Source organism: Metabacillus litoralis, assembly GCF_020524045.1.
Taxonomy (GTDB): domain Bacteria; phylum Bacillota; class Bacilli; order Bacillales; family Bacillaceae; genus Metabacillus; species Metabacillus litoralis_C.
Genome location: NZ_JAIVKL010000005.1, coordinates 349,933 through 374,526, shown reverse-complemented (window position 1 = coordinate 374,526; position 24,594 = coordinate 349,933). Strand labels below are relative to the sequence as shown.

Annotated in this window: 27 protein-coding genes; 12 read left to right on the top strand and 15 right to left on the bottom strand. The window is 32.6% G+C overall.

All coding sequences use genetic code 11. The features are described from left to right. Window positions 1-209: 209 nt before the first annotated feature. From LC076_RS10335 to LC076_RS10320, 4 genes are all read right to left on the bottom strand, one after another. Entirely contained in the window at window positions 210-602 is a 393-nt protein-coding gene (locus tag LC076_RS10335; RefSeq protein ID WP_226668367.1) for a YmaF family protein, read from the bottom strand. 126 nt (window positions 603-728) lie between these two features. Continuing rightward, window positions 729-1,853, bottom strand: a complete 1,125-nt coding sequence (locus LC076_RS10330) for a Ger(x)C family spore germination protein (RefSeq protein WP_226668364.1) — start codon at window positions 1,851-1,853, stop codon at window positions 729-731. Continuing rightward, window positions 1,854-2,948: a GerAB/ArcD/ProY family transporter gene (locus LC076_RS10325; RefSeq protein ID WP_226668362.1), complete on the bottom strand. Its 1,095-nt coding sequence runs from the start codon at window positions 2,946-2,948 to the stop codon at window positions 1,854-1,856. Between the two features lie 10 nt (window positions 2,949-2,958). Continuing rightward, window positions 2,959-4,299: a spore germination protein gene (locus tag LC076_RS10320; RefSeq protein ID WP_226668359.1), complete on the bottom strand. Its 1,341-nt coding sequence runs from the start codon at window positions 4,297-4,299 to the stop codon at window positions 2,959-2,961. A gap of 137 nt (window positions 4,300-4,436) precedes the next feature. Between LC076_RS10320 and LC076_RS10315 the strand changes: the two genes are divergently transcribed. Then, the gene (locus LC076_RS10315) at window positions 4,437-5,396 is read left to right on the top strand and encodes a processed acidic surface protein (protein ID WP_226668356.1); all 960 of its coding nucleotides are present in this window, start codon (window positions 4,437-4,439) and stop codon (window positions 5,394-5,396) included. Continuing rightward, entirely contained in the window at window positions 5,397-5,987 is a 591-nt protein-coding gene (locus tag LC076_RS10310) for a class D sortase (RefSeq protein ID WP_226668353.1), read from the top strand. It begins immediately after the preceding gene. 113 nt (window positions 5,988-6,100) lie between these two features. On the opposite strand, the gene LC076_RS10305 is transcribed toward LC076_RS10310, so the two are convergent. From LC076_RS10305 to LC076_RS10295, 3 genes are all read right to left on the bottom strand, one after another. Beyond that, window positions 6,101-7,543 (bottom strand): phospholipase D family protein, encoded by a 1,443-nt coding sequence (locus tag LC076_RS10305; protein ID WP_226668351.1) that lies wholly within the window; start codon window positions 7,541-7,543, stop codon window positions 6,101-6,103. A gap of 339 nt (window positions 7,544-7,882) precedes the next feature. Beyond that, the gene (locus LC076_RS10300; RefSeq protein WP_226668348.1) at window positions 7,883-8,215 is read right to left on the bottom strand and encodes a DUF3243 domain-containing protein; all 333 of its coding nucleotides are present in this window, start codon (window positions 8,213-8,215) and stop codon (window positions 7,883-7,885) included. Between the two features lie 23 nt (window positions 8,216-8,238). Then, a complete protein-coding gene (locus LC076_RS10295) occupies window positions 8,239-8,709 on the bottom strand; it encodes a hypothetical protein (protein WP_226668346.1) in 471 nt (156 codons plus the stop codon). Between the two features lie 334 nt (window positions 8,710-9,043). Between LC076_RS10295 and LC076_RS10290 the strand changes: the two genes are divergently transcribed. The 4 genes from LC076_RS10290 (at window position 9,044) to LC076_RS10275 (ending at window position 11,010) form a co-directional block, all read left to right on the top strand. Next, window positions 9,044-9,568, top strand: a complete 525-nt coding sequence (locus LC076_RS10290) for a hypothetical protein (protein WP_226668343.1) — start codon at window positions 9,044-9,046, stop codon at window positions 9,566-9,568. Between the two features lie 448 nt (window positions 9,569-10,016). Next, window positions 10,017-10,451, top strand: a complete 435-nt coding sequence (locus tag LC076_RS10285; RefSeq protein ID WP_226668339.1) for a hypothetical protein — start codon at window positions 10,017-10,019, stop codon at window positions 10,449-10,451. Next, window positions 10,439-10,729 (top strand): YxcD family protein, encoded by a 291-nt coding sequence (locus LC076_RS10280; protein ID WP_226668337.1) that lies wholly within the window; start codon window positions 10,439-10,441, stop codon window positions 10,727-10,729. Before LC076_RS10285 ends, LC076_RS10280 begins: the two co-directional genes overlap by 13 nt. Before the next feature lie 113 nt (window positions 10,730-10,842). Further along, window positions 10,843-11,010 carry a hypothetical protein gene (locus LC076_RS10275; RefSeq protein WP_226668335.1) on the top strand — a complete coding sequence of 56 codons (168 nt, stop codon included), beginning with the start codon at window positions 10,843-10,845 and terminating at the stop codon, window positions 11,008-11,010. Between the two features lie 51 nt (window positions 11,011-11,061). Here LC076_RS10275 and LC076_RS10270 read toward each other — a convergent pair whose 3' ends face one another. Further along, window positions 11,062-11,928 (bottom strand): PhzF family phenazine biosynthesis protein, encoded by an 867-nt coding sequence (locus LC076_RS10270; protein ID WP_226668334.1) that lies wholly within the window; start codon window positions 11,926-11,928, stop codon window positions 11,062-11,064. A 652-nt stretch (window positions 11,929-12,580) separates the two neighbouring features. Here LC076_RS10270 and LC076_RS10265 point away from each other — a divergent pair. The 4 genes from LC076_RS10265 to LC076_RS10250 are packed head-to-tail and all read left to right on the top strand — an operon-like array spanning window position 12,581 to window position 16,754. Continuing rightward, window positions 12,581-14,179: a spore germination protein gene (locus tag LC076_RS10265; protein ID WP_226668329.1), complete on the top strand. Its 1,599-nt coding sequence runs from the start codon at window positions 12,581-12,583 to the stop codon at window positions 14,177-14,179. Between the two features lie 24 nt (window positions 14,180-14,203). Beyond that, window positions 14,204-15,391: a Ger(x)C family spore germination protein gene (locus tag LC076_RS10260; protein ID WP_226668327.1), complete on the top strand. Its 1,188-nt coding sequence runs from the start codon at window positions 14,204-14,206 to the stop codon at window positions 15,389-15,391. Continuing rightward, window positions 15,391-15,639, top strand: coding sequence for a hypothetical protein (locus LC076_RS10255; RefSeq protein ID WP_226668325.1), 249 nt, complete (start codon window positions 15,391-15,393; stop codon window positions 15,637-15,639). Before LC076_RS10260 ends, LC076_RS10255 begins: the two co-directional genes overlap by 1 nt. Next, the gene (locus LC076_RS10250; protein WP_226668321.1) at window positions 15,636-16,754 is read left to right on the top strand and encodes a GerAB/ArcD/ProY family transporter; all 1,119 of its coding nucleotides are present in this window, start codon (window positions 15,636-15,638) and stop codon (window positions 16,752-16,754) included. Before LC076_RS10255 ends, LC076_RS10250 begins: the two co-directional genes overlap by 4 nt. Before the next feature lie 391 nt (window positions 16,755-17,145). On the opposite strand, the gene LC076_RS10245 is transcribed toward LC076_RS10250, so the two are convergent. The 4 genes from LC076_RS10245 to LC076_RS10230 all read right to left on the bottom strand — a co-directional run bounded on the left by LC076_RS10245 (window position 17,146) and on the right by LC076_RS10230 (window position 19,186). After that, window positions 17,146-18,192: a M42 family metallopeptidase gene (locus LC076_RS10245; protein ID WP_226668318.1), complete on the bottom strand. Its 1,047-nt coding sequence runs from the start codon at window positions 18,190-18,192 to the stop codon at window positions 17,146-17,148. Window positions 18,193-18,455: 263 nt separating this feature from the next. After that, a complete protein-coding gene (locus tag LC076_RS10240; RefSeq protein WP_226668315.1) occupies window positions 18,456-18,662 on the bottom strand; it encodes a zinc ribbon domain-containing protein in 207 nt (68 codons plus the stop codon). Window positions 18,663-18,896: 234 nt separating this feature from the next. Further along, window positions 18,897-19,043 (bottom strand): YjcZ family sporulation protein, encoded by a 147-nt coding sequence (locus tag LC076_RS10235; RefSeq protein WP_226668312.1) that lies wholly within the window; start codon window positions 19,041-19,043, stop codon window positions 18,897-18,899. A 38-nt stretch (window positions 19,044-19,081) separates the two neighbouring features. Further along, on the bottom strand, window positions 19,082-19,186 hold the full coding sequence (locus LC076_RS10230) for a YjcZ family sporulation protein (protein WP_072580394.1): 105 nt from the start codon (window positions 19,184-19,186) through the stop codon (window positions 19,082-19,084). Window positions 19,187-19,428: 242 nt separating this feature from the next. Here LC076_RS10230 and LC076_RS10225 point away from each other — a divergent pair, with 242 nt between their 5' ends. After that, window positions 19,429-20,025, top strand: coding sequence for a copper resistance protein CopC (locus LC076_RS10225; RefSeq protein WP_226668309.1), 597 nt, complete (start codon window positions 19,429-19,431; stop codon window positions 20,023-20,025). 3 nt (window positions 20,026-20,028) lie between these two features. After that, window positions 20,029-21,111, top strand: coding sequence for a copper resistance D family protein (locus LC076_RS10220; protein WP_226668307.1), 1,083 nt, complete (start codon window positions 20,029-20,031; stop codon window positions 21,109-21,111). A 62-nt stretch (window positions 21,112-21,173) separates the two neighbouring features. Here the strand turns inward: LC076_RS10220 and LC076_RS10215 are convergent, their stop codons facing one another. The 3 genes from LC076_RS10215 to LC076_RS10205 form a co-directional block, all read right to left on the bottom strand. Further along, window positions 21,174-22,478 (bottom strand): ammonium transporter, encoded by a 1,305-nt coding sequence (locus LC076_RS10215; protein WP_226668305.1) that lies wholly within the window; start codon window positions 22,476-22,478, stop codon window positions 21,174-21,176. Between the two features lie 2 nt (window positions 22,479-22,480). Next, on the bottom strand, window positions 22,481-22,843 hold the full coding sequence (locus LC076_RS10210) for a P-II family nitrogen regulator (RefSeq protein ID WP_226668302.1): 363 nt from the start codon (window positions 22,841-22,843) through the stop codon (window positions 22,481-22,483). A gap of 488 nt (window positions 22,844-23,331) precedes the next feature. Continuing rightward, entirely contained in the window at window positions 23,332-24,594 is a 1,263-nt protein-coding gene (locus LC076_RS10205) for a glutamate-5-semialdehyde dehydrogenase (protein WP_226668299.1), read from the bottom strand.

The window sequence follows — 24,594 nt, the reverse complement described above, 5'->3', positions numbered from 1 at the left end:
AGGCTGCTTTCGTAAACTTTGTTGCTTTTAGAAATTGGAAGGAACATCACTTTATATAGTCTAGTGGCATCTTTTCTTGTTAGATAAAGTATTTTTTATGAGATAAAACACTGTTTTAACAGATAATAGTATCATTTTGCAACAACCTTTCAGAAAAGAGCCTTATCAAAAGACTAAGCAACATAAATACATATACAACGTTTAACAAGTTAAATAACTAAAGATGGATCATACCCCACAATTTCATACGTCTTTCCGTTAAAATTGTGATCGTGCTTTGACTGTTCATCCACAGAATATAAAACACCACCAAACTCAACATCAAGTGGCTCATCATAATTATAATAAGTTCGATTCTCAAAAATATGGTAATGACCACCATCTTTTAAAGGAATAGCTGGCCCCGTCTTTCCATAGAAGCGATGATAATGTTTGTTCTCAAAAGAAGTTATCCCTCTATATAAATGAACATGTTGATCAAGTGCATGACCATTTACCATTCTTGTAAAACCTTCAATAAAATGAAAATGACCTTTCTCTTCTGTTGTTTTTGCAAAAAATCGATGTGCATGATGTGGTTTAATTTGTGCAATTGAAATCATCAGTACCTTCCCCCAATAACCTTCTATTTCTTTTTATGATTACTGTTGAAGGTTTGAAACTTGTACGACTACTAATATTATTTAAGTTAAAGCTCCATGATGATTCCTTTTGCACATCCTATATAATTATTCAGGGATTTCTTCATCATCATGTATTACACCAACATTATCTATTTCAACTGATACATTTATATCAAATGTTAATTCAGGATAAATTTCATTCCATTTCTTCATTTTACCCGACTCTTTCCCTCGACTTATCGTTCGATATTTTAATCCATATCCTATAGGATCAACGTCCCTTTCTTGTAATAAATAAAGTAAGTCTCTAATTTTCCCTTCCACTTCTTTTTCTACTAATTTTTCATATTCTTTTAATTTTGTCTCTTCTAAATTCTCAAATGCTTCCTCAATTACACCACTAGCCTTTATTTGATATTTAATTTCACTTTCAGACTTTTTATTCACAATAAGCTCATAGTTCGAATCCACATTATCTGTTGAAAATACAAAGTATGGACGATCTTTTTCTTCCTTATTTACCGTTATATCAAACTTTGAAGAATCTACCATTAACATATTGAGAAATTTTGTCTGCTCCTGTTCTAAAACGAATTTTTGCTTCATATTGGATAATACACTTACGGTATTAATAGATAGCTCATTTTTTTCAGTCTTTATTATTGGTAAAATAGGACTTACACCTCGTTCTATTTGTTTCCTTCTTAAATCAAATAAAAAAACCGAGTTAATGTAAGGAGTTTCTGTTCCAGCTCGACTAAATGTTAAGAACAAAGAATTTGAAGGAATTGTTTCACCCTTTGGTTTTGCTTCTAATACTTTTAGGGCATTAGGGCTTCCAATTGCTGCCCATGCAATATCTTTTATATCTCGACGTCGATCAAACCAGTCAAAAATATGTTCTAAAGTTTCTTCTTTTGCTAACTCTTCTCCAAAAATAATTACTTTTGCATGGCTAAAGTCAAATTCCTTATCAACCTTTGATTTTGCAACCCTTACTGCCTCTGAGATCGAAACAGCCGATTCAGTAAGAATTTTTGCTTCATTACTTCCTGATTTTGATTCATTCGTAGGAACTGCCAACTTCAAAGTCACATCATATTTCTCTTTCTCTGCAGATTTATCAACACCTATGGCCACAACAAAAAATCGTTTATCAATATCTTTATACCCACAGCCGGATAAAAAAAGAACGAAAGCAATAATTAATAATAGCGCTTTTTTCTTCATTCAGACGTTGTCTTCCTTTCTCTTTCTCTTTAAAATCCATTTCAAAAGCAGTAAACCAATACCTTGTGCAGGTAAGAGAAGAAGCAACCATACCTTGGCCAAATTACTAACATAGATCTCTTTTACAAAAAGCTGAAAAAGGATGGCTATGAGTGAAAATATCGCTACAATTAAAAAAGGCATTATATTTTTTTTATTGAACTTTATCTTCGGAACAACAGACTTTATTTGCTCTAAACCTACATGCCAATGAAGAATAACACTTGCTAGAGAAATATTAATATATAATCCTAAAAATAATATACTTACCCTTTCTATTATCCACAGCTCAATTCTAATTGAATCAGATGTAGCAATCCATGGATAAGTAAAGGATGCTACTCCATCAAAACCATGTAAACCAATAGGAATGACATATGTTGTGAACAATGTGAAAAATCCGAGAGCTCCAACCACCCATAAATATTTCAATTTTACATCCTTGAAATAGCGATTAAAAATGGCTAAATTAGCATATCCACTATAAACAAAGAGTGCCGTTGATAATGTCAAAACATCTGGAATTTCTCTAAAGTAAGTAAGAGCTACAGAAACAGAATCCCACATGATATACTCGCTTGTATAAGACTTGTAAATGACAAAAGCTATTAAAGGCAAATTTAATAAAAGAATAAACTCTGTTGCATAAAGGACTTTTCTTGATTCCATCATTGAAGCCAGAAATATGAGGAATAAAAATGCAGATAAAATTGACAATTCATGCATATCAGGATTGATAAACTGTTTTGTAATACTTGTAAATGCTAATAAAGTGATTAAACCAGCAATAAACCACAAAATCCCTTGTGTTAATAAAAATATGAATCTAAACCACTTTGGTGTATATTTTTTGAGTATTTCTGGTAATCCCATATATGGAAATTCACTTAAATATTTAGTATATAAGTGGATAAGGACCATACCTATTGGTACAGAGAGGACAATAGCTAAAATTGAACCATTTGTTCTTTGTTCTAATAACATCTTTGGAACATATGCAACAATATTCGTTAACATATTTAAGATAAGCATCATATAAATATATCTTTTTGACATAATCAACTTCCTACGTTTTAAATTCTTCTATTTCTTCACGAAGAAATAATTGTAAATAAGGCTTTCCAAAGCTATTCAAGTTTACAAGATAATAGATAATCGCTAGTAACCCTACAATCACACCGATAAGTCCTACAAAAGTTGCTAGAGCTAATAATAAATATTTGATTACACGCATCGCAAAACTCATTTCATTGATTGGAATGACAAAATTTGATATCGCAACAGCTGATACGATGATAATCATAATATTGCTTACAAGTCCGGCTTCAGTTGCGGCTTGACCTAAAATTAGACCCCCAACAGTAGTAGCCGTTGGACCAATTGCTTTAGGCAATCGTAAACTCGCTTCTGTTAATAACTCCATCATAATTAACATAAACAACACTTCTATATAAGCTGGAAATGGAACAGCAGCCCTACTACCAGCTATTGATAATGCAAGTTGTACCCGAAATAACTCAGGGTTATAAGCGGTCATGCCCACATAAATCGCAGGTAGTAAGATTGATACTCCTAAACCAAAATAACGTAAGACTAGCAGAAATTTAGTAATCCAGTAGGGTTGATAAATATCATCCATTGAGCTCATAAAATCAAAAAAGACGGATGGAATAACAAGTGCAAATCTCGTTCCTTCAAGTATAATAATGATTTTTCCTTTAGATAAATTATAAGCAATCCGATCAGGGCGTTCGGTAATCAAAATTGTAGGAAATAATGTCGTTTTACGAATACTCATCAACCTTGACAATTGACCAGCAGATTGAATCACATCAACCTTTGAAGAATTAAGCTTTTCCTTAACCTCTTTTAATATTTTTTGATCAACTTCCTTAGAATCATAAATCATTTTTATACCTGTTTGTGATTTCTTACCAATAATGGCGTCTTCAAAAATTAATGTTACTTGATGGTATCGATGGCGGATGATGTTTAGATTTGTTTCTATATCTTCACTTAAACCTGTTTGTGGACCCTGAATAGTTGTTTCAATTGTTGTGTCTGGAATTGTTTTATTTACATATTGCTTAACTTCTAGAATGAATATTTCAGATTGAAAAAATAAGAGCATTGATCCTCTTATTAGTACCTCAAATGGATCATCATCTTCTTTTAATACTTTTATTCCTGATAATGATTTAACATAGCTTTTATAATCTTTTATATTTTCTTCCTCAAAAAAAGGTATAAAAATATCTTGCTGAATTTTTTGTTTATCACAAATACTACTTATATAACAAAACTCACAAAAGGAATTGTTAGCTTCGAGCTTTTGAAAAATTAAATCTGTTGAATTCTTAAATTTTTCACGAATCAAATCCTTCATTTCAACTTCTTTATCAATCATACAAAAACCTCTCTAACTTACGTCTTCTTCCTATCGTTTACTGCCATACGAAAGTTCATACATTAATTTCATGGAATAATCAACTCATCCCTAGCAAATACTACCAATCATACATAACGAAAATGGAGGTTTATTACATGAAGAAATTAACTTTTGCGCTATGTGTCCTGTTACTATTTGGTCTGCAAACAGCACATGCTGCTCCACCAGAATCTGAAGTTAATACATTGTTAGACGAATTAGGATGGACAAACGATGAACTATCCAATTACCTAAAAGACACCTATGATCTAACTTTAGATGAAATTGAAACAACAGAGGATTTAAAGTTACTTTTAGGAACACCTATTACTCCAGAAAATTTAGATCAACTTTTAACTGAATATGATTTAACTAGACCTGAATTAGATGTTTTATTATCTGAATTCGGTGAAACTGTCGAAGACTATGCATTTATTGAAGATCTAGATTTTGCAATTGGTTTCTATAGTGATCATGATAGTGAAATGTCAGAAATTGAGGATTTTCTAGCACTAATTGGTTTAACAGATGAGGAAGTTGAAACATTATTTACACATTTTATGGAGCTTGATCAAGAAACATTAGAACAACAAATGGAGAAAATTGTAGCTAGTCTTGATCCATATTTAACAATGGATCATATGGAGGAATTAACACAAGCTCAAGAAGATGAATTAGTTGTCATCCTTCGAGATATGATGAACGCTTTACAGCTTAAACCACAATTTTATTTAAAAGACAATAACGGTGTAGAAACAGCTGTTACCTTTAAAGAATTAATCGAGATGGAAGAGTTGTATGGAAATCAACTTGTTATCAATCTCTATAATACAAGTGGTGAACTATTATTAGACATGCAATTTTCTGAGGATATGCTAAGCTCTGAGTTTCTTATTGAATCTGGTATTGAATTTGCTGAACTTGGTGATATAGCTGGAGAATTAACATCACTACATCATAACCGCCTACCAGATACTGCATCTTCTTTATGGTTAAATCTCATTTTAGGGATTTTAATTATCGGTGTAGGATTAATCGGATTCTTTTTTTCACAAAAATCAGTAAAAGAGCAGTAAATGGTTAAACGTCTTTCTGTCTTTTTAATATGTATCGGAATCGTCTTTTTATCTTATCAAGCTTATTGGATTTTATATGGCTTAAACTCGGTACAAAATGATACAACACAAATAATTGACAACATAACTGAGAACAAAAAACATGAACTTTCAGTAAACGTACATTCTCAAGTTTTTCAAGAGGGAGATCAAATTGGATCACTTATCATTCCTAAACTTGATAGAGCAATTCCTATATTGGAGGGAGATAGTCAAGAGGTGTTAAAAAAGGGAATTGGTCATGTGATTACTACTCCTTTGCCTGGGGAAGAAAATAATTCTATATTAGCAGGTCATCGAGACACTTTTTTTCGAAATCTTAATGAATTAGAAATTGGCGATAAACTTCTGGTCGAAAGAAAGAATACTTATTATATTTTCTTGATCAAAAAAATTCGTATAGTCAATAAGGAAGATCAAACAGTCATAGTTCCTAGACCTAGAAGTACTTTAACACTGACAACATGTTATCCATTCAATTTTATCGGACCAGCTCCACAAAGATATATTGTTGAAGCAGAATTAATTAAGAAACCAAAAATTGAGCAATAAATACTCCTCAAAGCAATGACTTTGTCCGGAATTTTTATTAATTACTACGTTAAGTCCTAGCCTCAAATTTAAACGTTAAAAACGCTAACAAAAGAAAAATCTGTTAGCGTTTTTTAATAGGTTGTAAAGGCGAATAGTTTTTGAGTTAAATATAATACATATTTAAATAGTGGTAGTGTGTCTTGATACTCCTCGTAATCTACGGTGTATGTTCCATTAGAATTATTCCATATTCTCTCGAAATAATTTCTTACTTCTTCTACAACTTCCTCATTATTGGCTGATGTAATCTTTAAATTCGTTTCTAAGTTATAATTATCTAAATTTCGTTCCGTAAAATTTGCAGAGCCACCAATTATGATATTTTCATCACCCTTATCTATAAAAATCAATTTAGAGTGGAATTGTTCTTTACCTGTATTATACCAACGAATATTTATTTTCCCTTCTGATAATTGAGTAAGCTCTGCTGCTACTGGTAAATTAGGAAGTCCCATCTTTTCTGAACCAAATGCATTTTGATTCGGGTCAAGAATTAAATTAATATTCGTCCCACGTTCAGCTGCAGATTTTAATGCCTCAAGCACTTCTGTATCAGCTAAATAAAACATGGCCATCCAAATCGTATCATCTTCTTTTGTAGTATTTATCGCTTTTAATAGATGCTTTTGAATTTTACCTTCTGTTAACAATTGTAGTGATAAATCTCCACCATTTTTATCATTAAATACCATTTGAGGAAATTGTTTATCATTACCTGTAAAATTAACGACAGCTTGTTCTGATTTGAGAACTTCATTAACTATCGGTCCATTAACCTTAAAAGCTATGTTCGAATGAAATCCGCTTGCATTATGAGCATTTGCTGAAGTAATAATTGCAGACTTTTCCGTAGCAATGACTTTCCTATGATTTGCTTTTATATTCATTAATTTTAAATAAGATCTTAACGTAACATCAGGAGCTTCTTCTGCTAATGGATTAGGAAGCCACCCTTTCCCCTCTTGACCAAACCATTGAAAAAATGTTCTCCATATTCCTGAATAAATAGGATTTGGATCTCTTAGTTTATTTAAATTTGTATAGATAACCGTAATCTCGTTTTCTTTAAGCCATTGATGTTGCTTTACGGTATGTGAACTATAACTTGTATTAATTTTATCGGTTATAACCACTATCTCTAAGTTGGGCTTTCTTCTCTTCTGATTGATAAGTTCATTTATTAGGTTTTCACTTAGTTTTGGAAAATCTTTATCTTTATCTACGTAACTATTTAATAGAAACATATCAACCACTACAAAATCATTCGCTTCTCTTATTGTTTCATTAATTTTCTTAAATATCGATTGTTCAATCACTTGTTGATTTTTTTTATCTTTATAAGTTAGATCATAGAAAAAATCAACATCATCGACCTTATATGTTGGACTTTCATATGAGATACCTTTTGGTAGAGTTTTGTATGTATGGTATATGCTAACAGTTGTTACAATCACAACTAAAAAAATACAAAGCCATACCCATTTCCGATTAAGTAAATTCCTTATTTTCTTCATTTCTCCTCCACTATAGGTATAGAAAAATCAATATAATAGTTAGTAGTATCTCTTTTTCTAATAAAATATAATATTGAATATATCAAATGTATTGTAGTATTAATTAATTAGGCTCATTTCTGAAAGATTGTTCCTATGTAACTAAAATTTATAGTGAAAACAGTGTTTTTTCACTATAAGGGTACAATTTTTTGAAGAAAAGATGCCACTAAACTTAATACAGTTCTGATTGCTTCAGGTAATTAAAAGCAACAAAGTTTGCGAAAAAAGCCATAAATACGATAAAAAAGTAGGGAACTCATCATTGACATGAGGTCCCTAGCTTTTTACTCTTAATTATTATTTCTCTTTAACTAGTTTCACTAGCATATGTGATAGCATATGTTGTTCTTCTTCAGATCCAACTATCCACAGTTCTTGAAGTAATTTTTCTTCTCGATTTCTTGCTTGTTCATGCTCTGATAAGAAGTTCCCAACTTTTTGTGCAGCAATTGCTAACTGCTCTTCTGTTAACCCCATTTTCTTACCCATATGAACTTTATCACCTAAGTAGTCTTTAAATGATTCAAAATTCGCTAAAATATCATCTATCTTTTCTTCACTAAGACTATCTACTGCACGCTCTACTTTATTTATTTTCGCTGACTTTTCTTCAGTACTTTTATGTTCCATCATTATCTCTCCTTTTAATTTTATTAATAATGATTTAGATTAGCATTTAACTCAGCTTGAGTTTTCGGCTTAAGATCATTCGATTCAGTCAAATGACTTCCAGTAGTTTTCAGATCAGATTTTATCCCCTTAAGATCTTCTTTCGTTTCCTGAGCAAATGAAGCAGCTTCATCCGTCACTTCTTTTGCATCCTCAACAATGTCAGAATTGATTTTATTCACTAAGTCCTTCGCTTCTTGAATCGTGTTCTTTAATGTATCTGTTATCTGTTTACTCTGATCCAATAGATGTTCCTTTACTTCACCAGGATTTTCTTTAACATGTGTAATCACATTTTTTGAGGTTTCTTTCATATTAGTTGCGTTCTCTGAAACATTTTTTCTTGTATTTTTATCTAGTAAAGAAATACATCCGCCAATAGCACCTCCGACGATCACACCTTTCAATAGTTTGCTATTGTTTTGTTTCTTTCTTTCAACTGTACCTTGTACCATATAAAATCTTCCTCCTATCTCTTCGTTAGTAGACATATTCCCATTGTTTATTGACGATAAACTTATTATTTGAGCAATCGAAATCTCTAGTAGGTAAAATTATGCTTGATACCCTTTATTTCATCTTGATTTTTTTAGTTAAATTCTATATAATTTTATACTGTTTGTGCCTACCATTTATTACAGAAAAGACTCTATCAACCTTGTTTAAACGTTTTTTTCATACATTAAGAATGGATCGAATTTCAAAAATATCGAGCTTTAACATATCTAAGAAAAATGAATAAAATACACATAAATACTTCAAGTACAAATTTAGAAAGGAGTTCAAAACATGTTTACGAAATTGCTTGAAAATGATTCACGCACAAACGACCCTGAAGAACTAAAGGAAGAATTGGAAGATTTAGAATTTCAGGTATTTCGATTGCAAGATAACTTAAAAGAAATTGCTAAAAAAAGTAAGGTTCTAGGTGTTGATCAAACAAAAGACGATAAATTAGTCATTGTCTATACACCTGAAGACGACCAATCCTGTAAAATCATGTTATGTGATTGTGAGAGTTCATACAGAGGAAATTGGGATTTTTCCATTCACGCCACTTTTGCAGATGATAAAACAATCCACATTGGAGACATAAAAGGACCTGCTAACAAAGGTTATGGATCAATTTGTATGGATTATTTAAAAGAGTTAGCTACTCAGCAGAATATCCCAAAAATCACAGGAGATATCGCCAAAAGAGATTGGGATCATGTAGAGCGACTTGTCCATTTCTATGAAAAACATGATTTTAATGTTGAAGTGGATTATGAAGATCAATCAGGTGAAATTAAATGGGTTAGTAATAATGGCTAATAAAAGGTTAAGGTAATGGATCATTTTGAATGTTGAAATATAAGTTTATATACTACATAGTGGTGACAAGCTTAAAACCCACCCGCTTGAGGAGGAAAGTAAACCATTTACCCACTTTTGTCATCCTGAGGTCGCCCACTGCACTTTTTTTATATAATGATCTTGTTAAAAGAATCAAAATGCTCTACTATTAATCAAGATAAATGAAACCTTTTCATTTTATCTTCGTATTACTAGTAATCATTAAAGCTCTTTTCTGAAAGATTGTTGTAAAATAACCTAATTTTGTCGAGGAATCATTTTTTATAGAAGGCAAGGTACCATTCTGTGAAGAAAAGATGCCACCAGACTTTATACGTTGCTGTTTCTTAGAGTTATTAAATGCACAAAATTTTATGAAAACTGCTTTTAGAGATGAGTGTATTTATCTAGAGGAGGAACTTACAACATGTTAAAGAAATTATTTTCAGCAATGCTTATTACAACGTTACTTTTTACACCAGTCGGAGGATTTTTACTTGGAGATCAAGTAACAACAGTTAGTGCGAAAGGCTATAAATCTGGTAAAAAATCTTTTAATTCTAATACAAACAATAATTCAAATAGCCCATCATTATTTAGGAAACAAGATTCTTCTAAAACAAATAAAAATACCGCAACATCAAAACCAAAAACAGGCAGTATAATGAAAGGCTTATTTTTAGGTGGACTAGCTGGTTTATTACTTGGTGGACTTCTTAGTAACTTAGGTATTTTAGGCTCAATCATTGGTTTATTTGTTAATGTTCTTGCTATTTTCGCCGTGATTTTTATCATCCGTAAAATTTTTACGTATTTTAAAAACAAACGTAAATCTGAGGAAGAAACAGCATGGGGAAAATAAAAATAACTGAGCAAGAAATAATCAATGCATTATGCTTGCATATTGCACATAAAAAGGATATTAAACCTCAAGAAGTAGAAGTGGAACTTATGTATGATGATGATTATGGTTTTTCCGCTGAAGCATATGTGAATGATCGCAAGCAAGTGTTAATCACAGCTAATATTATTGAGGCTCTTCGTTTTTATCTCGAAACACAATTAAACATCGATCCATTTTCAGCAGCATTAGAACTTGTTCTTAATGACAATGAAGGTATTATCGCTTTTGCAGAATGAAATACTTTTCTATATAAACCGAGTGGAGTACAGTCTTCACTCGGTTTTACTATTTTCTTATATTACGGTTATACTTATATTGGAAGTGTAGAAAATAACGAAGGAGTGTGACTATGAGATCACCCAAAGTATTACTGATTGGCTCAATTATAACAGACATTGCGATCATCCTTTATTTACTAACTTTAATCGATGAAATGGGTATCGGTCTTGTTATCTTACTATCAGCACTTTTACTTGGAGGGACTTTTTTTACATACAAGATCATGTCCAAAATATAACAAAAAGAGGGGCTCTAATTCTGTTTTATTCAGAAGTCCCCTCTTACTGCATTAATACCATTCCCCTTTTGCTATATTTACTACATTCCCACCAACATGAATGGAGTATTGATTCTCAAGAAGTTCAGCTTTGATATGTATCAATGACTCTCTTTGAATTTCATAGCCTTGCTCCACTTTTATATCAATTATCTCTTCGTCCAAATAGTCATGCTTTAATAGGTAACCTCCTAAACAACCATTTGCACTTCCTGTTGCCGGATCTTCTGGAACTCCATATATATCCACAAATACACGTACATTAAGATCATGTTCTTCATTGTAGGTTTCACTACTAAAAACAAGAATTGCCTTTGCTCTAGTATGCTCTGTAAATGAGATCAACTTCTCTTGATTAATTTTTGCTTTTTTAACCGATGCTAGATTTTTTAAAGGAACGATAATAAACGGTAACCCTGTTGATACATCTTGAATTGGAAACTTAGAATCAAAGTCAGATTCATCTAATTGCAGAACATCACTTATTTGTCTTGCTGTAAATACTTCTCCAAAATTCGGTTCATTTTGTTCCATCCATATAATACCTGTCTCATTAAAACGAACGGGAATATCTCCTACCTTTAGTTTTAAAATTACTTCGTCTTTCTTTTCTTTCATTAATTCATTTTTAATAATGAATGCTGTACCTAATGTTGGATGACCAGCAAATGGTACCTCTTCATTAGGTGTAAAAATCCTTACATAATATCCTCCATCTTTTTCATCTTTTCCAAGAATAAAGGTTGTTTCAGAAAAATTCGTCTCTTTTGCAATTTTCTGCATTTCTCCACTGGACAAGTTTTCAATTTCATGAAATACAGCTAGTTGGTTTCCTTTATATTTTTCTTCTGCAAAAACATCGACAATATAGTAAATCATTCAATAATCCTCCTCTCGTTAAGATCCTATTTAACTACTCTTTTGCAAGTGCTGTTCGCTCAAATATATTTGCTTATGATCATAATGGAGTGGAACGAAGGCACTCGAAATTGTACTGGGGTTTTTATGTAATGTCAAGATCAGTAGACTTATTGGACTAAAGCGCTTAAAACGTTTTCGGCATTTTCTATAATACACTTTTTAGAAATAAATAATTTTAATGGATATTTATGTAAAACTATACTTTTTCATATAAAATACTCATTTTTTACTTTTATGTATTCTCCATACACAACCATTATATCTAATAATATATTCTAATGTTTGTTTGGCTTTACTACTTTATTAATTTTACCTGAACTTATTAACTTCGTTTTAAGACGCATGGCAAAGGTAGAGCTCGGTCCTCCTTTTGGAATACCCTCTTTAAGGTGACAATTAGTATTTTTAAATATTCTCTTACATAAGGCGAATTTCTGTATTGGAAATCATCAATTTAACAGTGCCTATAAAAAAAACCTGATCTAAAGACAATCAAGAAGGAATATACATTATTTCTGCAATTAATTACTTATTATTAAAAACTGGAGTAAATTTTCCCAAAATGTATAGAATAAGGATACTAAACTAACATATTGGATTTGATTTTTAAATGAAAAAGATCCCAAAACCTCTCATTCCACGAAATAAATGGGAGGAAAATAAAAGTATCAAAGATGATAATAATGTTCTTCATCAAAAAGAACAGAAAAACTCTTTATTATCTGATGCACTAAAAAAAATTAAAAAAGACATTGGACATAGTCCAGACATTATTATTAGAGAAGCGAAGATTGGCACTGTTGACATCGTCAATATAGCAGTTATCTATGTTGATGGCTTAGCTGACAAAGATCTTATTCATCATACAATTTTACAAAATCTCATGGTCGATCTTCGCGAAACGAGGTTACAGGAGGAAATAAGTACAGAAAAAGTTGCTCAATTTATCAAGGAGTTCTCGTTATCTGCCGGAGAATTAGAAATTATTATAAACTATCCTACAAATTACGAAAAAATGTATGAAACGATTTTATCTGGTGATTCTATCCTCTTAGTTGATGGATCAACTGAGGCATTTAAAATAGGAACGAAAGGCTGGGAAGGCAGAGGAGTTGAAGAGCCTTCTTCTGAACAGCTTGTAAGGGGACCTAAGGATGGTTTCACTGAAAATATTCGAACAAACACATCATTAATTAGACGACGAATTAATGACATTAACCTTGTATTTGAACCAATTAAAGTAGGTAAAAGATCTAAAACAGAGGTAGCGATTACTTATATAAATGAAGTAGCCAATGATAAGATCGTAGAAGAAGTTCGTGAAAGGTTAGCAAAAATTGATATTGATGCAATATTGGAAAGTGGATATGTAGAAGCTCTAATACAAGATGAAACCTACACACCTTTCCCAACTGTTTATAATACGGAAAGACCTGACGCGGTTGTAGGGGGTCTGTTAGAAGGGCGAGTCGCGATATTAGTTGATGGTACACCTTTTGTTTTAGTTGTACCGGCTTTATTTATCCATTTTATGCAATCTAGCGAGGACTATTACCAACGAGCCGATATATCTACATTGATTAGACTCTTAAGGGTAGGAACTTTTTTACTTTCATTATTAACACCCGCTGCTTTTATTGCAGTCACAACCTATCATCAAGAAATGCTACCAACAACATTATTAATAAGTCTAACTGCTCAGAGAGAAGGTGTGCCCTTTCCAGCTTTTATCGAGGCGGTTTTTATGGAGCTTACATTTGAAATTCTCAGAGAAGCAGGAGTCCGAATGCCTAGAGCTGTTGGAGCTGCTATATCCATAGTAGGAGCTTTAGTTTTAGGACAAGCAGCAGTAGAAGCCGGTTTAGTCTCAGCTACAATGGTTATTGTCGTATCTTTAACCGCTATTGCAAGCTTTGTAACACCTAAGTTTAATATGGCCATTTCTGTTAGAATGCTTCGTTTTGTTTTCATGGTCTTAGCTGCTACTTTTGGTTTATTTGGAATTATTATCGGATTAATCATATTAATTGCTCATTTATGTAGTTTACGATCATTTGGTGTCCCTTATCTCCTACCTTTTGCTCCATTCGTTTTAAAAGATCAAAAGGATGCGATTATTCGTCTATCAATTTGGTCAATGAATACTAGACCTAAACTGGTTAGTGGGAAAGATAAAGTAAAAGAACGAACTTCCAAACCTTCGCCCTAATCCAAAATATGTGGAGGGAAAACAATGTTCAAGAAATTCATTTTTATAGCACTGATTTTCTCTCTTTTATGTGGTTGTTGGAGTGCTAAAGAATTAACTGATTTAGCAATTGTCTCTGCAATGGGAATTGAAAAGTCTGGTGATGATTATATATTAACAGTTCAAATTGTTAATCCAGGAGATATCGCAGGTAAATCACAAACAACAAGAGTGGCTGTTTCGACTTACTCTATAAAAGGTAGATCCATTTTTGAAGCAATTAGGAAGCTGTCAAAGCTTGCTCCGAGAAAATTGTATTTTGCACACTTAAGACTTGTCGTAATAGGTGAAGAGTTAGCCAAAGAAGGAATTAGTGAAGCATTAGAGTTAATGTCTAGAGATCATGAATTTCGAACAGATTTTTACCTCCTTATCTCTAAAGATTTTTCACCATATGACATATTAAATGTATTAACACCAATTGAGAAAAATCCATCTAATAAAGTTTTTAATACTATTGAGGTATCATATAAAAACTGGGCTCCCACAGCAGGTGTTAAATTAGATGAACTTATCAACAAACTAACTTCAAAAGGTGATAACCCAGTATTGACAGGAATTTTTATTGAAGGTGATAAAAGTGTAGCTGGATCATTATCTAACGTTGAAAGCATCCCCTCTCCAGCAAACTTAATGCTTGAGAACATTGCCGTCTTTAAAAAAGATCAATTAGTAGGATGGCTAGGTCAAGAAGAAAGCAAAGGCTATAACTATATAGCAGATAATGTAAAAAATACTGTAGCAGTTCTTGATTGGAAAGATGGAAAAATCACTCTTGAATTTTCTAAATCATCTACAAAGATCACCGCTATTACTGATAGTGAACAACCTAAAATTATAGTTGATGTGTTTCCTGAAGCTCAAATCGGTGAAGTGCAAGCAAATATAGACTTAACACAAGAAAGTAATATGATAGAGGTTGAGAAAATCATCAACGAAAGAGGAAGAAAAGTCTTAGGTGATGTTGTGAAAAAAGCTCAGAATTTACAAACGGATATTTTCGGTTTTGGCGATGCTATCCATCGAGAAAACCCTAAAATATGGAAGGAATTAGAGGCAGATTGGAACGAAGTTGTATTTCCAGAATTAGATATAGAAATCAACTTTAAAACTACCATTCGTCGATTAGGAACGACAAACGATTCCTTTTTAAATGAGATGGAGGATAACTAGTGGTCATTAAAATGATTAGTTATTTGCTTGTGATTACAGGATTTAGTTATTGGGAAGTTAGAAACATGAAAAAAGACAACCAAATTAAAGAAGTTATTACATATTTAATGATCATCGGAATAGCAAGTATAATCTATGTGTGTTATCTATTAAAACTTCCTATTCCAAATCCTTTAGATGCTATTAAGCTTATTTTCGAACCGATCGGTTTGTTAATAGATCAATTTCTTGGTGGTGGTGTTTCTTGAAAAAAAAGGCTTTCCTCTCTTCCTCCCAATTTAGCATTTTAATTATTTTTTTCGTATTGGGAAGCTCTATCTTATATTTACCCGCTATGATGACTGGAGTTGCCAAACAAGATGCTGGCTTTTCTGTGATTATCGGTTCCATTTTTGGTGTATTAATAGCTATCTTCTACGCTCAATTCAGCAAATTTTTTTACAATAAAAGTTATATTGAAGCTATAAAAGAAACATTTGGAACCAAATTAGGTGCTTTATTTATTCTTTTTACTTTTACGTATTATATCTTTCTTTGTTCAGTTCTTTTATGGGATATTGGTGATTTCATGGTAACTCAAATTCTACCTGGAACGCCCATTCAATCAATTTATATTCTCTTTTTAGTTGTAGTTGTTTATGTAACTAGACTTGGAATTGAAACTCTCGCTAGAACAGCTGAAATCTTTTTACCTTGGGTCTTTATCTTATTCTTCTTATTGATCGTTCTTCTGCTTCCTGAATTAGAATGGAGAAATATATTGCCTGTTCTTGAAAATGGGATAAAACCTTCATTATATGGTGCATATTATATGATCGGTTTTCCTTTTCTTGAATTATTTATTTTATTAATGTTTACTCCTTATATTAAAAATAAAGATACCCTACCAAAAACTTTTTTTATTGGTGTAGTTGTTGGAGCAGTCATGTTAATCATATTAACAGTTTATTGTATCCTCATATTAGGTCCAGGGATTACATCAAGACAAGAATACCCTATTTATGTACTTGGGAAAAAAATTAGTTTAGGGAACTTTCTAGAACGTTTGGAAATTATTGTAGCAATTATGTGGTTTATTAGTATTTTCTATAAACTTACTCTTACTTTCTATGGACTTTGCCTCGGGTTATCGCAATTTTTGAACTTAAATAGTTATAAAGTTGTTACAATTCCATCTGCAATATTTTTCTTTACAGTTACATTAATTCTCATACCAAGCTCAGTTTATTTAAAGGAATATTCCAAATATGCGAACACTCCATATCTCATCACAGCGGGTTTTATCATTCCCGTAATTGTGTATACAATTGCTCGATTAAAGCAAAGGATTAGATTAAAAAAGATAGAGATGAAACAACAATAGCTTAATCTCTCTTTATCAATTACCTTTAAGAGTATAAACTCGTTAAGGTAATACTTTTTTCAAATTTATTGTTATTGTAAAATCAAGATGATAACAATTAAGATCTGACCATAAAATGAGTCAGATCTTAATTTTAAGGCTTTGTTAAACTTTTGTGTTGATTTCCGTTACTGGCATTCGCTTTCCCGGGAAAAAAGAGGAAGAATAATGAAAAAGCCAAACTACTAGCTTTTTCAAAGACCAATTCTTCCTAGGGAAAAAATTGGCTCCTTTTTCGGAGGAAGCTCCTGTGGGGCACGCTTTTCCAGTAGGAGTCTCAAATATTCACCTCCAGTCAACAAAGTGCTTAAAATCAACGTTAAGCTTTAACATAGCCTACTATAAAGAAATTTTATAACGTCATGTCAGATTGTACATAATAATAAAGTAATTTAGCTGTGTTCTCTAGCGAAGCTTTGTGGGTTCTTTCGAATGCATGTGAAGCATCAATACCAGGACCTATTAAACCATGAACTAAATCGTGACCAGAACGAATGGCAGCAGATGCATCTGAACCATAGTATGGGTAAATGTCAACTTTGTACTCGATGTTATTTCGCTTTGCAAGTTCAATCAGGTTTTTTCTTAAACCATAATGATAGGGCCCACTTGAGTCCTTTGCACAAATTGATACAGTGAATTCATTTGTCGCTTGACCATCACCAATAGCACCCATATCAACAGCTAAATATTCAACTGTTTCCGATGGGATATTAGAATTGCCTCCATATCCAATCTCCTCATTGTTTGAGATAAGAAAATGAGTTGTGTATGGGAGTTTCATTTCTTCTATTGAAATTGTTTTTATTAAATTTAATAGAAGTGCCACACTAGCTTTATCATCTAAATGACGTGACTTGATAAAACCACTTTTTGTGATTTCAACTCTAGGATCAAAAGATATAAAATCACCAACATCAATTCCAAGCTTTCTTACATCATCTGCAGTATGTACACTTTCATCTATTCTTACTTCTATATTTTTTTGATTCCTCTCTAATTTTCCTGCATCCTTATAAACATGGACAGATGTTTGGTGCATAAGAATCGTTCCCGAATAAACTTCTCCTCTCATTGTCTCGATTTGGCAATACTCCCCTTCGATCGAGTTATAATTAAACCCGCCTATTAGATCGATCATCAATCGACCTGATGATTTAATTTCTTTCACAATCGCACCTAATGTATCAACATGAGCTGTTAACATCCTGTGCTGATTTTTGTTTTCTCCAGGAATTGTTACTATTAAGCCACCTTTGTGGTTTCTCTTCATTTTAACTTGAAATTCTTTTAAATATTTTTCTACAAATGCGATCACTTCCGTTGTATGACCTGAAGGACTAGGAATTTTCACAAGGTCTTTTATTAGTTGCATTGTTTCTGAAATAGGTAAATTCATATGATCTCCTTTAGAATGATTATTTTCTCATACATATTGTAGCCTACCTAAACTAAAATTAAAAACAGTTAAAAGTATAGTGAATTTTCAACATACTTACATGCTAAATTATGATTTTTTAAAAAATGAAATGCACGTCCTAAAAAAAGTAGGGGAATTTCAGTAGTAAGCGCCTTATTATCATACATGAACTCATGGTCATAAAAATAGAAGAACAGTTGAGTAATGATGACTTCACCCTACTATTCTTCACACTATACTTATTAACCTCCAAAGAAAAGATCTAAAATATTAGAAGTAGTAGAGGCTTTTTTATTATAAAACTCCGAATACCCACAAGAATGACAATACACAACAATAAATTGATTATTTTGTACATCAAACATCTTTGACAACCCTGTTCCAGTCATTGCTACTTCTTTTTTCCCAGCATCATGACTGCCACATTTAATACAGCCATTATTTTTCATTTTCTTCACTCCCTTTTTATTCCTTAAATGTAATACGAAAGAGAGCTTATAATGTTTCAATTTAGAAAAGTGAACTAATTTAATCATTTATTTGTGGCTAAAAAGTTTAGAAACAACAGATGTATTGATTTAAAGTATGTAAAAGAGTGATTTTTTAAATTATTTTTCTAATTCAATGATAAAAAACAAAAGGTCGCACTTTAACGACCTTTTGTTTAATCTTACTCTAGTTAATTAACCTAAATAAGCAGCTCCAACGATAATTAAAAGAATGAACAATACAACAATTAACGCGAAGCCTCTACCTGCACCATATCCAGCTCCGTATCCTCCACCACAGCCGTAACCACCATATCCGTAGCCACCATATCCGTAACCCATTATAACTCCTCCTTTATTTTAATAAATTCTTAGCATTTTTAGTAACCAACGAAAGCTGAACCTACAATAATTAGTAGGATGAATAAAACAACGATTAACGCAAAGCCACCGCCATAGCCATATCCTGGAGTTGCACCACTCATTAACAACACCTCCCTTTCGTTGTAATACTACAATATGAAACTAGGGACTTGTCTGTAAGGGCATTCGCACAGATAACAGAAAAAACTTTTTAAATGACAAGTGACAGGCACGCCCCGAGTTTTGTCGAAACCTCGTCCTACTCTGTTTGCAAAATTGTAAGATTTGATATTGTTATATCTATGGATGAAAGTGATACAATGATATGAAGATTGATTAGAATATAAAGGATTAAGGTGATATAATGAGAAAATTTTTAGTCATTTTCATTTGTTTATTGTGCTCGATTCCAACTATTTCTTCAGCACATACGACGATAACAAGCTCTACTCCTAGTGAAGGTGAAGTAATAACTACTGATCTGTCTGAGTTATCTGTTGAATTTGCAGAAGTGATTGAGAAGCAAAGTACACTTTTATTAACAAAGGAATCCGCAGAAATAGCTTTTGATTCAATTTTGGTTAATGATAATAAAATAATTGGAACATTAGCATCACCACTAGAAAATGGAACTTACACATTAACATGGAAAATTGCTGCGAAGGATGGACACGCTATTAGTGGTGATATACCATTCACTGTAGAAATCCTAACAGAAAAAGAAGAAGAGTCTGATGAAGCTAACACATATGATGTTGAAAAAGCTGAAGCTGAAGCAAATACAGATACTGATACAGCTACTGAAAGCATAAATGAAGGTTCCGCAGTAAGCAAGACAGAAAAAGTAGAAAATGAAGCTGTTGAAGAAAATTCAGAATCATTATTACCAACAATATCGGTAATCGTTCTTGTGGTATTATTAAGTGTTGGGATCTTACTAATAATGCGTAAAAAGAGGTAATATATGGAGCAATTAATACCATTAACACAATATGTTTCCTACATGCTTTTCTCCTATCTTGTAGGTTATGTTTTTTTACAATACATACCTGTATCATCTAAGCCAGAATTAAGAATTTCCAAGCCTAGCCTATTGATCTCAGTATTAGGAATCATCATTTTGACTTCTATTCCTGTTATTGAGGTAATCTTATTTTTTTCAACTGAAGGATTATTTAGTTTAACTGCATATTCAATATTAACTGAATTTCAAGTTGGAATATCCTGGTTATATGGAAGCTTCTTCGCCGTTTTGTTATGGATGACGATTTATGTATCAGGTTCAAAATACTTGCAGTCCATTTTTTTAATCTTGATGATATTATCTATCGGGTATTCAAGTCATGCATCAACATTAAATTTATGGCCTGGTTTAGTTTCACATTCAGTCCATTTTCTAGTTGTAACAATATGGGTTGGGGTTTTATTACATGTAGGATGGATAGCAAAGAACAATGAAAATTGGTACAATTTTTTAAAGTGGTTTACCCCCTTAACAATTGGGCTATTCTTAATAACAACAATTACTGGTGTACTTCTCATGCTTTTTGTTCTCGAACCTGAGGATTATCTAAACTCGTGGGTTTTATCTTATGGACAATTGCTTTTGTTAAAGCATCTAAGTATTATTCCAATTTTAGCTTTTGCACTAGTTAATGGATTTCTTGCTAAAAAAGTGAAAGAAGATTCTCATTTCAATCCATTAAAATGGGTACAGGCAGAAACTATTATATTAATGATTGTTTTTTTTATCACAGGTGTACTAGGAACACTTCCACCACCACATCAGGTTAATGCAACAATAATTCAAGAGGGGCCCGCATTTTGGATTCAAGCTTTAATTAGTCAAGAAGTCATTGCCCCATTTACTGTTCACATATCAGCAGGTTTCGAAAGCTTGTTATTACTTTTTATAGGTCTGATTTTCTTATGCATGATTATTCTTAGCTTTCGCAAAAAAATCTCACCATTTATTGCATTAATATTTGGGATAGCATTTATAGTAGCGACATATTTAGGTTTAATGTTCTCAATTGTCATAAAATAAAAAAAAGGAAGATACAACATACGGGGCCTCTAATCCCTTTATATTGTATTTTCCTTTTTTTATTAGCCTACTATTTTCTTTTGATCAGACCTTGCCACTGTAATTCCAGTTGTTTCTTCAAAGTTATAAAGACTTGTTGGTAAATCTGTAAAGCGCTCTAATTCATTATAAGCAGGTATTCCATGGTAAGACATATCAAGGCCATCCTCTTCTTCTTCTTCAGTTGCTCTTAAACCAACAGTCATATCAGCAATTTTAGCAATTGCTACGCCACCTACTATCCCCCAAATCGCGACAACTACAGCTCCCAGTATTTGAATGCCAAGAAGTGAAAATTGACCAGTTGTAAACAATCCTTCTGTTGAATCGAATAATCCAACTGCAACTGTACCGAATAGTCCATTAAATCCATGAACAGCAACAGCTCCAACTGGATCATCAATTTTCATATTATCAATTAAAAGTGTTGCATAAATAACGATAATTCCACTTATTCCACCAATAATAATCGCACTCCATTGATCAACAAATGCACATCCTGCTGTTATTGCTACTAATCCAGAAAGAACACCATTGATTGTCATACTTGGATCAGCTTTCCCAAACTTATTCATTGTTAATAGAAGTGTGACAGTCCCTCCGCTTGCTCCTGCAAGCATGGTATTAATCGCTATTGATGCCAATGATGCATTAGAAGCATCTAACGTACTTCCGCTATTAAATGCAAACCATCCGAACCATAATATAAAAGCACCGCTTGATGCCAATGGAATATTACTAGGAGCGAACACATTGACGCTACCATCATTATTGAATCTACCTTTTCTGGGTCCTAGTAATTTAGCAATCGCCAAAGCTGCAAATCCTCCTACAGCATGAATGGCTGCTGATCCTGCAAAATCTTTCATCCCCAATTGTGCTAACCATCCATCACTATTCCAAATCCAATGACCTGATAAAGGATAGATTAGTAAGGTAATAAGGGCGGCTGCAATAATATAAGCTTTAAAATTCATTCGTTCAGCAACAGCACCAGAAACAATGGACACACAAGCTACAGCAAAACCCATTTGAAAAAGGACAAATGCCTCACTTGGTAATTCAAGCCCAAGTGAAATTTTTTCTGGGCTTCCAAAGAGGCTAGTCCCAATTAATCCAAAAGCATCTTCACCAAACATAATGGCAAAACCGATTAACCAAAACGCCAAGGCACCAATCGTTAAATCAACAAAAATCTTCATCGTAACATTGACTGCATTTTTCGTCCGAACTAACCCTGCTTCTAATAAGCTAAATCCACCTTCCATGAATAACACCATAGCAGCTGCAATAACGATCCATACAGTATTTAAGTGAATAAGTTCCATCTTTAGAAGCCTCCTTTCGTTGAGAGATCGTCAATCGTGATATCAGGTTCACCTGTTCGAATATTATATGCTTCAAGAATAGGATAAACATAGATTTTTCCATCACCGTCTTCACCTGTCTGTGCAGATTCAATAATTGTTTTTAAAGTTAAATCGATCATATGATCTGAGAGAACGATTTCTAATTTAATTTTTGGATGAAGTGTGACATTATAGTTCTTCCCTCTATAAACACCCTTTGTATCTTTTTGTTTTCCTCTTCCAACAACTTGTGAAACAGTAAAACCAGTTATCCCTATATTCTTCAAGCCCTTAATTGTTTCAGTAATTTTTTGAGGTCTTATGATTGCTTCTATTTTTTTCATTATTATCACCTTTTATTTGTTAGGTTTTCTAACATTATTATGTTAAGTATTATAACATTGACAAAAAAACTGTCAATACTTTAACGGATAAAAGTTTTCAGAAAAATATAAAAGTGCAAATCATCTAATTCAAACTCCTGCTGGATCAAATGCACAAAACTTAAGAATTTTGACCTCTATTCCTGTGTGGAATATCTCCCAGAGAGCCTGAAACGGGAACTAGATTTCAACTAATAAAGGATACTTAACTACTTTCCTACCTTTTAAGCAAACCAAACATTGCTGATTTCAGTACTAACAATCCTTTCTTTGATATTCTTTGAACAAACTCTAACTTAAACAAAACTCCCCTATAACATCGTTTTTTTAGCAAACATATAATTCTCCTGAATCAACAATAAATAACTATAAACAACGTATAATTTTTAAAGAAATACAAAAAGGGTGTTCACAAGATTACCACCTTGTGAACACCCTTTTCTTATCAGTTATCTTATTTGACCATTTCCACTCATTAAAAACTTAACAGTTGTTAAAGCTGGTAATCCCATTGGACCACGAGCGTGTAACTTTTGAGTAGATATACCAATCTCTGCTCCAAACCCTAACGCTCCTCCATCTGTGAAGCGTGTAGATGCATTATGATATAAAGCTGAAGCATCTACTAAACTCATAAATAACTTTGCTGTTTCTTTGTTTTCTGTCACAATTGCTTCAGAGTGCTTTGTTCCATATGATTCAATATGATCAATAGCTTCTTCAACATTATTTACTGTTTTAACGGCAAGATCTAAGCTTAGATATTCATTTGCCCAGTCTTCTTCATTCGCTAAAACCGAGTTCGGGATATACTTCAAAGCAGTTTCGTCACCATGAACAGCAATTCCATGGTCTTTAAGTGTTTGAATCAATTTTTCACTATTTTTCTCCAGCCATTCTTTATGAATGATTGCTGTTTCAAGTGCGTTACACACTGCTGGACGGTCCGTTTTTGCATTGACAAGAATGTTTAATGCTTTTTCAACATCTGCTTCAACATCAATATATAAATGACAATTCCCAACACCTGTTTCAAGAACAGGTACTGTTGCATTATTTACGACTGCACTAATAAGTGATCCTCCACCCCTTGGAATTAACACATCAATATGCTCTTTCATTGTAAAAAGCTGTTGTGTAGCTTCACGGTCAGTGCTTGCAATAAATTGCACCGCATCTTTCGGGATTTTAGTATTACCTAGTGCTTCATGCATAACTTGCACGATTGCTTTGTTTGATGATAAAGCAGATGATCCGCCTTTTAATACGATGGCATTTCCTGATTTAAGCGCAAGTCCTGTAGCATCTACAGTAACATTTGGACGTGCTTCATAAATCATACCGATAACTCCTAGTGGTACAGTTACTTTTTCAACAAGCAGCCCATTTTCGAGAGTCCAATTCGAAATTGTTTTTCCAGTGGGATCTTCTAAAGTAGCAACTTGTCGAAGTCCATCAGCAAAATCATTAATTCGTTCTTTAGATAATGAAAGTCGATCCATATAAGCTTCTTCATATCCTTTTTCACGCCCTGCTTGAAGATCCTTTTCATTTTCATCTAAAATATATTGGAATTTACTTTCTAAATGATCAGCTAAAACATGTAGTGCTTCATTCTTTTCTTCAGTCGATAATAAACTTACCTTTTTTGCTGCTTTTTTTGCTGCTATTGCTTGAGCTTCAACGTTTGTTTGTTCTTTTGTTACAGACAT

What these genes read in the sequence shown, in the direction of transcription:
- LC076_RS10335 (WP_226668367.1), bottom strand. Translation starts at nt 602, where the DNA reads ATGATTTCAATTGCACAAATTAAACCACATCATGCACATCGATTTTTT.
- LC076_RS10330 (WP_226668364.1), bottom strand. Translation starts at nt 1,853, where the DNA reads ATGAAGAAAAAAGCGCTATTATTAATTATTGCTTTCGTTCTTTTTTTA.
- LC076_RS10325 (WP_226668362.1), bottom strand. Translation starts at nt 2,948, where the DNA reads ATGTCAAAAAGATATATTTATATGATGCTTATCTTAAATATGTTAACG.
- LC076_RS10320 (WP_226668359.1), bottom strand. Translation starts at nt 4,299, where the DNA reads ATGATTGATAAAGAAGTTGAAATGAAGGATTTGATTCGTGAAAAATTT.
- LC076_RS10315 (WP_226668356.1), top strand. Translation starts at nt 4,437, where the DNA reads ATGAAGAAATTAACTTTTGCGCTATGTGTCCTGTTACTATTTGGTCTG.
- LC076_RS10310 (WP_226668353.1), top strand. Translation starts at nt 5,397, where the DNA reads ATGGTTAAACGTCTTTCTGTCTTTTTAATATGTATCGGAATCGTCTTT.
- LC076_RS10305 (WP_226668351.1), bottom strand. Translation starts at nt 7,543, where the DNA reads ATGAAGAAAATAAGGAATTTACTTAATCGGAAATGGGTATGGCTTTGT.
- LC076_RS10300 (WP_226668348.1), bottom strand. Translation starts at nt 8,215, where the DNA reads ATGGAACATAAAAGTACTGAAGAAAAGTCAGCGAAAATAAATAAAGTA.
- LC076_RS10295 (WP_226668346.1), bottom strand. Translation starts at nt 8,709, where the DNA reads ATGGTACAAGGTACAGTTGAAAGAAAGAAACAAAACAATAGCAAACTA.
- LC076_RS10290 (WP_226668343.1), top strand. Translation starts at nt 9,044, where the DNA reads ATGTTTACGAAATTGCTTGAAAATGATTCACGCACAAACGACCCTGAA.
- LC076_RS10285 (WP_226668339.1), top strand. Translation starts at nt 10,017, where the DNA reads ATGTTAAAGAAATTATTTTCAGCAATGCTTATTACAACGTTACTTTTT.
- LC076_RS10280 (WP_226668337.1), top strand. Translation starts at nt 10,439, where the DNA reads ATGGGGAAAATAAAAATAACTGAGCAAGAAATAATCAATGCATTATGC.
- LC076_RS10275 (WP_226668335.1), top strand. Translation starts at nt 10,843, where the DNA reads ATGAGATCACCCAAAGTATTACTGATTGGCTCAATTATAACAGACATT.
- LC076_RS10270 (WP_226668334.1), bottom strand. Translation starts at nt 11,928, where the DNA reads ATGATTTACTATATTGTCGATGTTTTTGCAGAAGAAAAATATAAAGGA.
- LC076_RS10265 (WP_226668329.1), top strand. Translation starts at nt 12,581, where the DNA reads ATGAAAAAGATCCCAAAACCTCTCATTCCACGAAATAAATGGGAGGAA.
- LC076_RS10260 (WP_226668327.1), top strand. Translation starts at nt 14,204, where the DNA reads ATGTTCAAGAAATTCATTTTTATAGCACTGATTTTCTCTCTTTTATGT.
- LC076_RS10245 (WP_226668318.1), bottom strand. Translation starts at nt 18,192, where the DNA reads ATGAATTTACCTATTTCAGAAACAATGCAACTAATAAAAGACCTTGTG.
- LC076_RS10240 (WP_226668315.1), bottom strand. Translation starts at nt 18,662, where the DNA reads ATGAAAAATAATGGCTGTATTAAATGTGGCAGTCATGATGCTGGGAAA.
- LC076_RS10235 (WP_226668312.1), bottom strand. Translation starts at nt 19,043, where the DNA reads ATGGGTTACGGATATGGTGGCTACGGATATGGTGGTTACGGCTGTGGT.
- LC076_RS10230 (WP_072580394.1), bottom strand. Translation starts at nt 19,186, where the DNA reads ATGAGTGGTGCAACTCCAGGATATGGCTATGGCGGTGGCTTTGCGTTA.
- LC076_RS10225 (WP_226668309.1), top strand. Translation starts at nt 19,429, where the DNA reads ATGAGAAAATTTTTAGTCATTTTCATTTGTTTATTGTGCTCGATTCCA.
- LC076_RS10220 (WP_226668307.1), top strand. Translation starts at nt 20,029, where the DNA reads ATGGAGCAATTAATACCATTAACACAATATGTTTCCTACATGCTTTTC.
- LC076_RS10215 (WP_226668305.1), bottom strand. Translation starts at nt 22,478, where the DNA reads ATGGAACTTATTCACTTAAATACTGTATGGATCGTTATTGCAGCTGCT.
- LC076_RS10210 (WP_226668302.1), bottom strand. Translation starts at nt 22,843, where the DNA reads ATGAAAAAAATAGAAGCAATCATAAGACCTCAAAAAATTACTGAAACA.
- LC076_RS10205 (WP_226668299.1), bottom strand. Translation starts at nt 24,594, where the DNA reads ATGTCTGTAACAAAAGAACAAACAAACGTTGAAGCTCAAGCAATAGCA.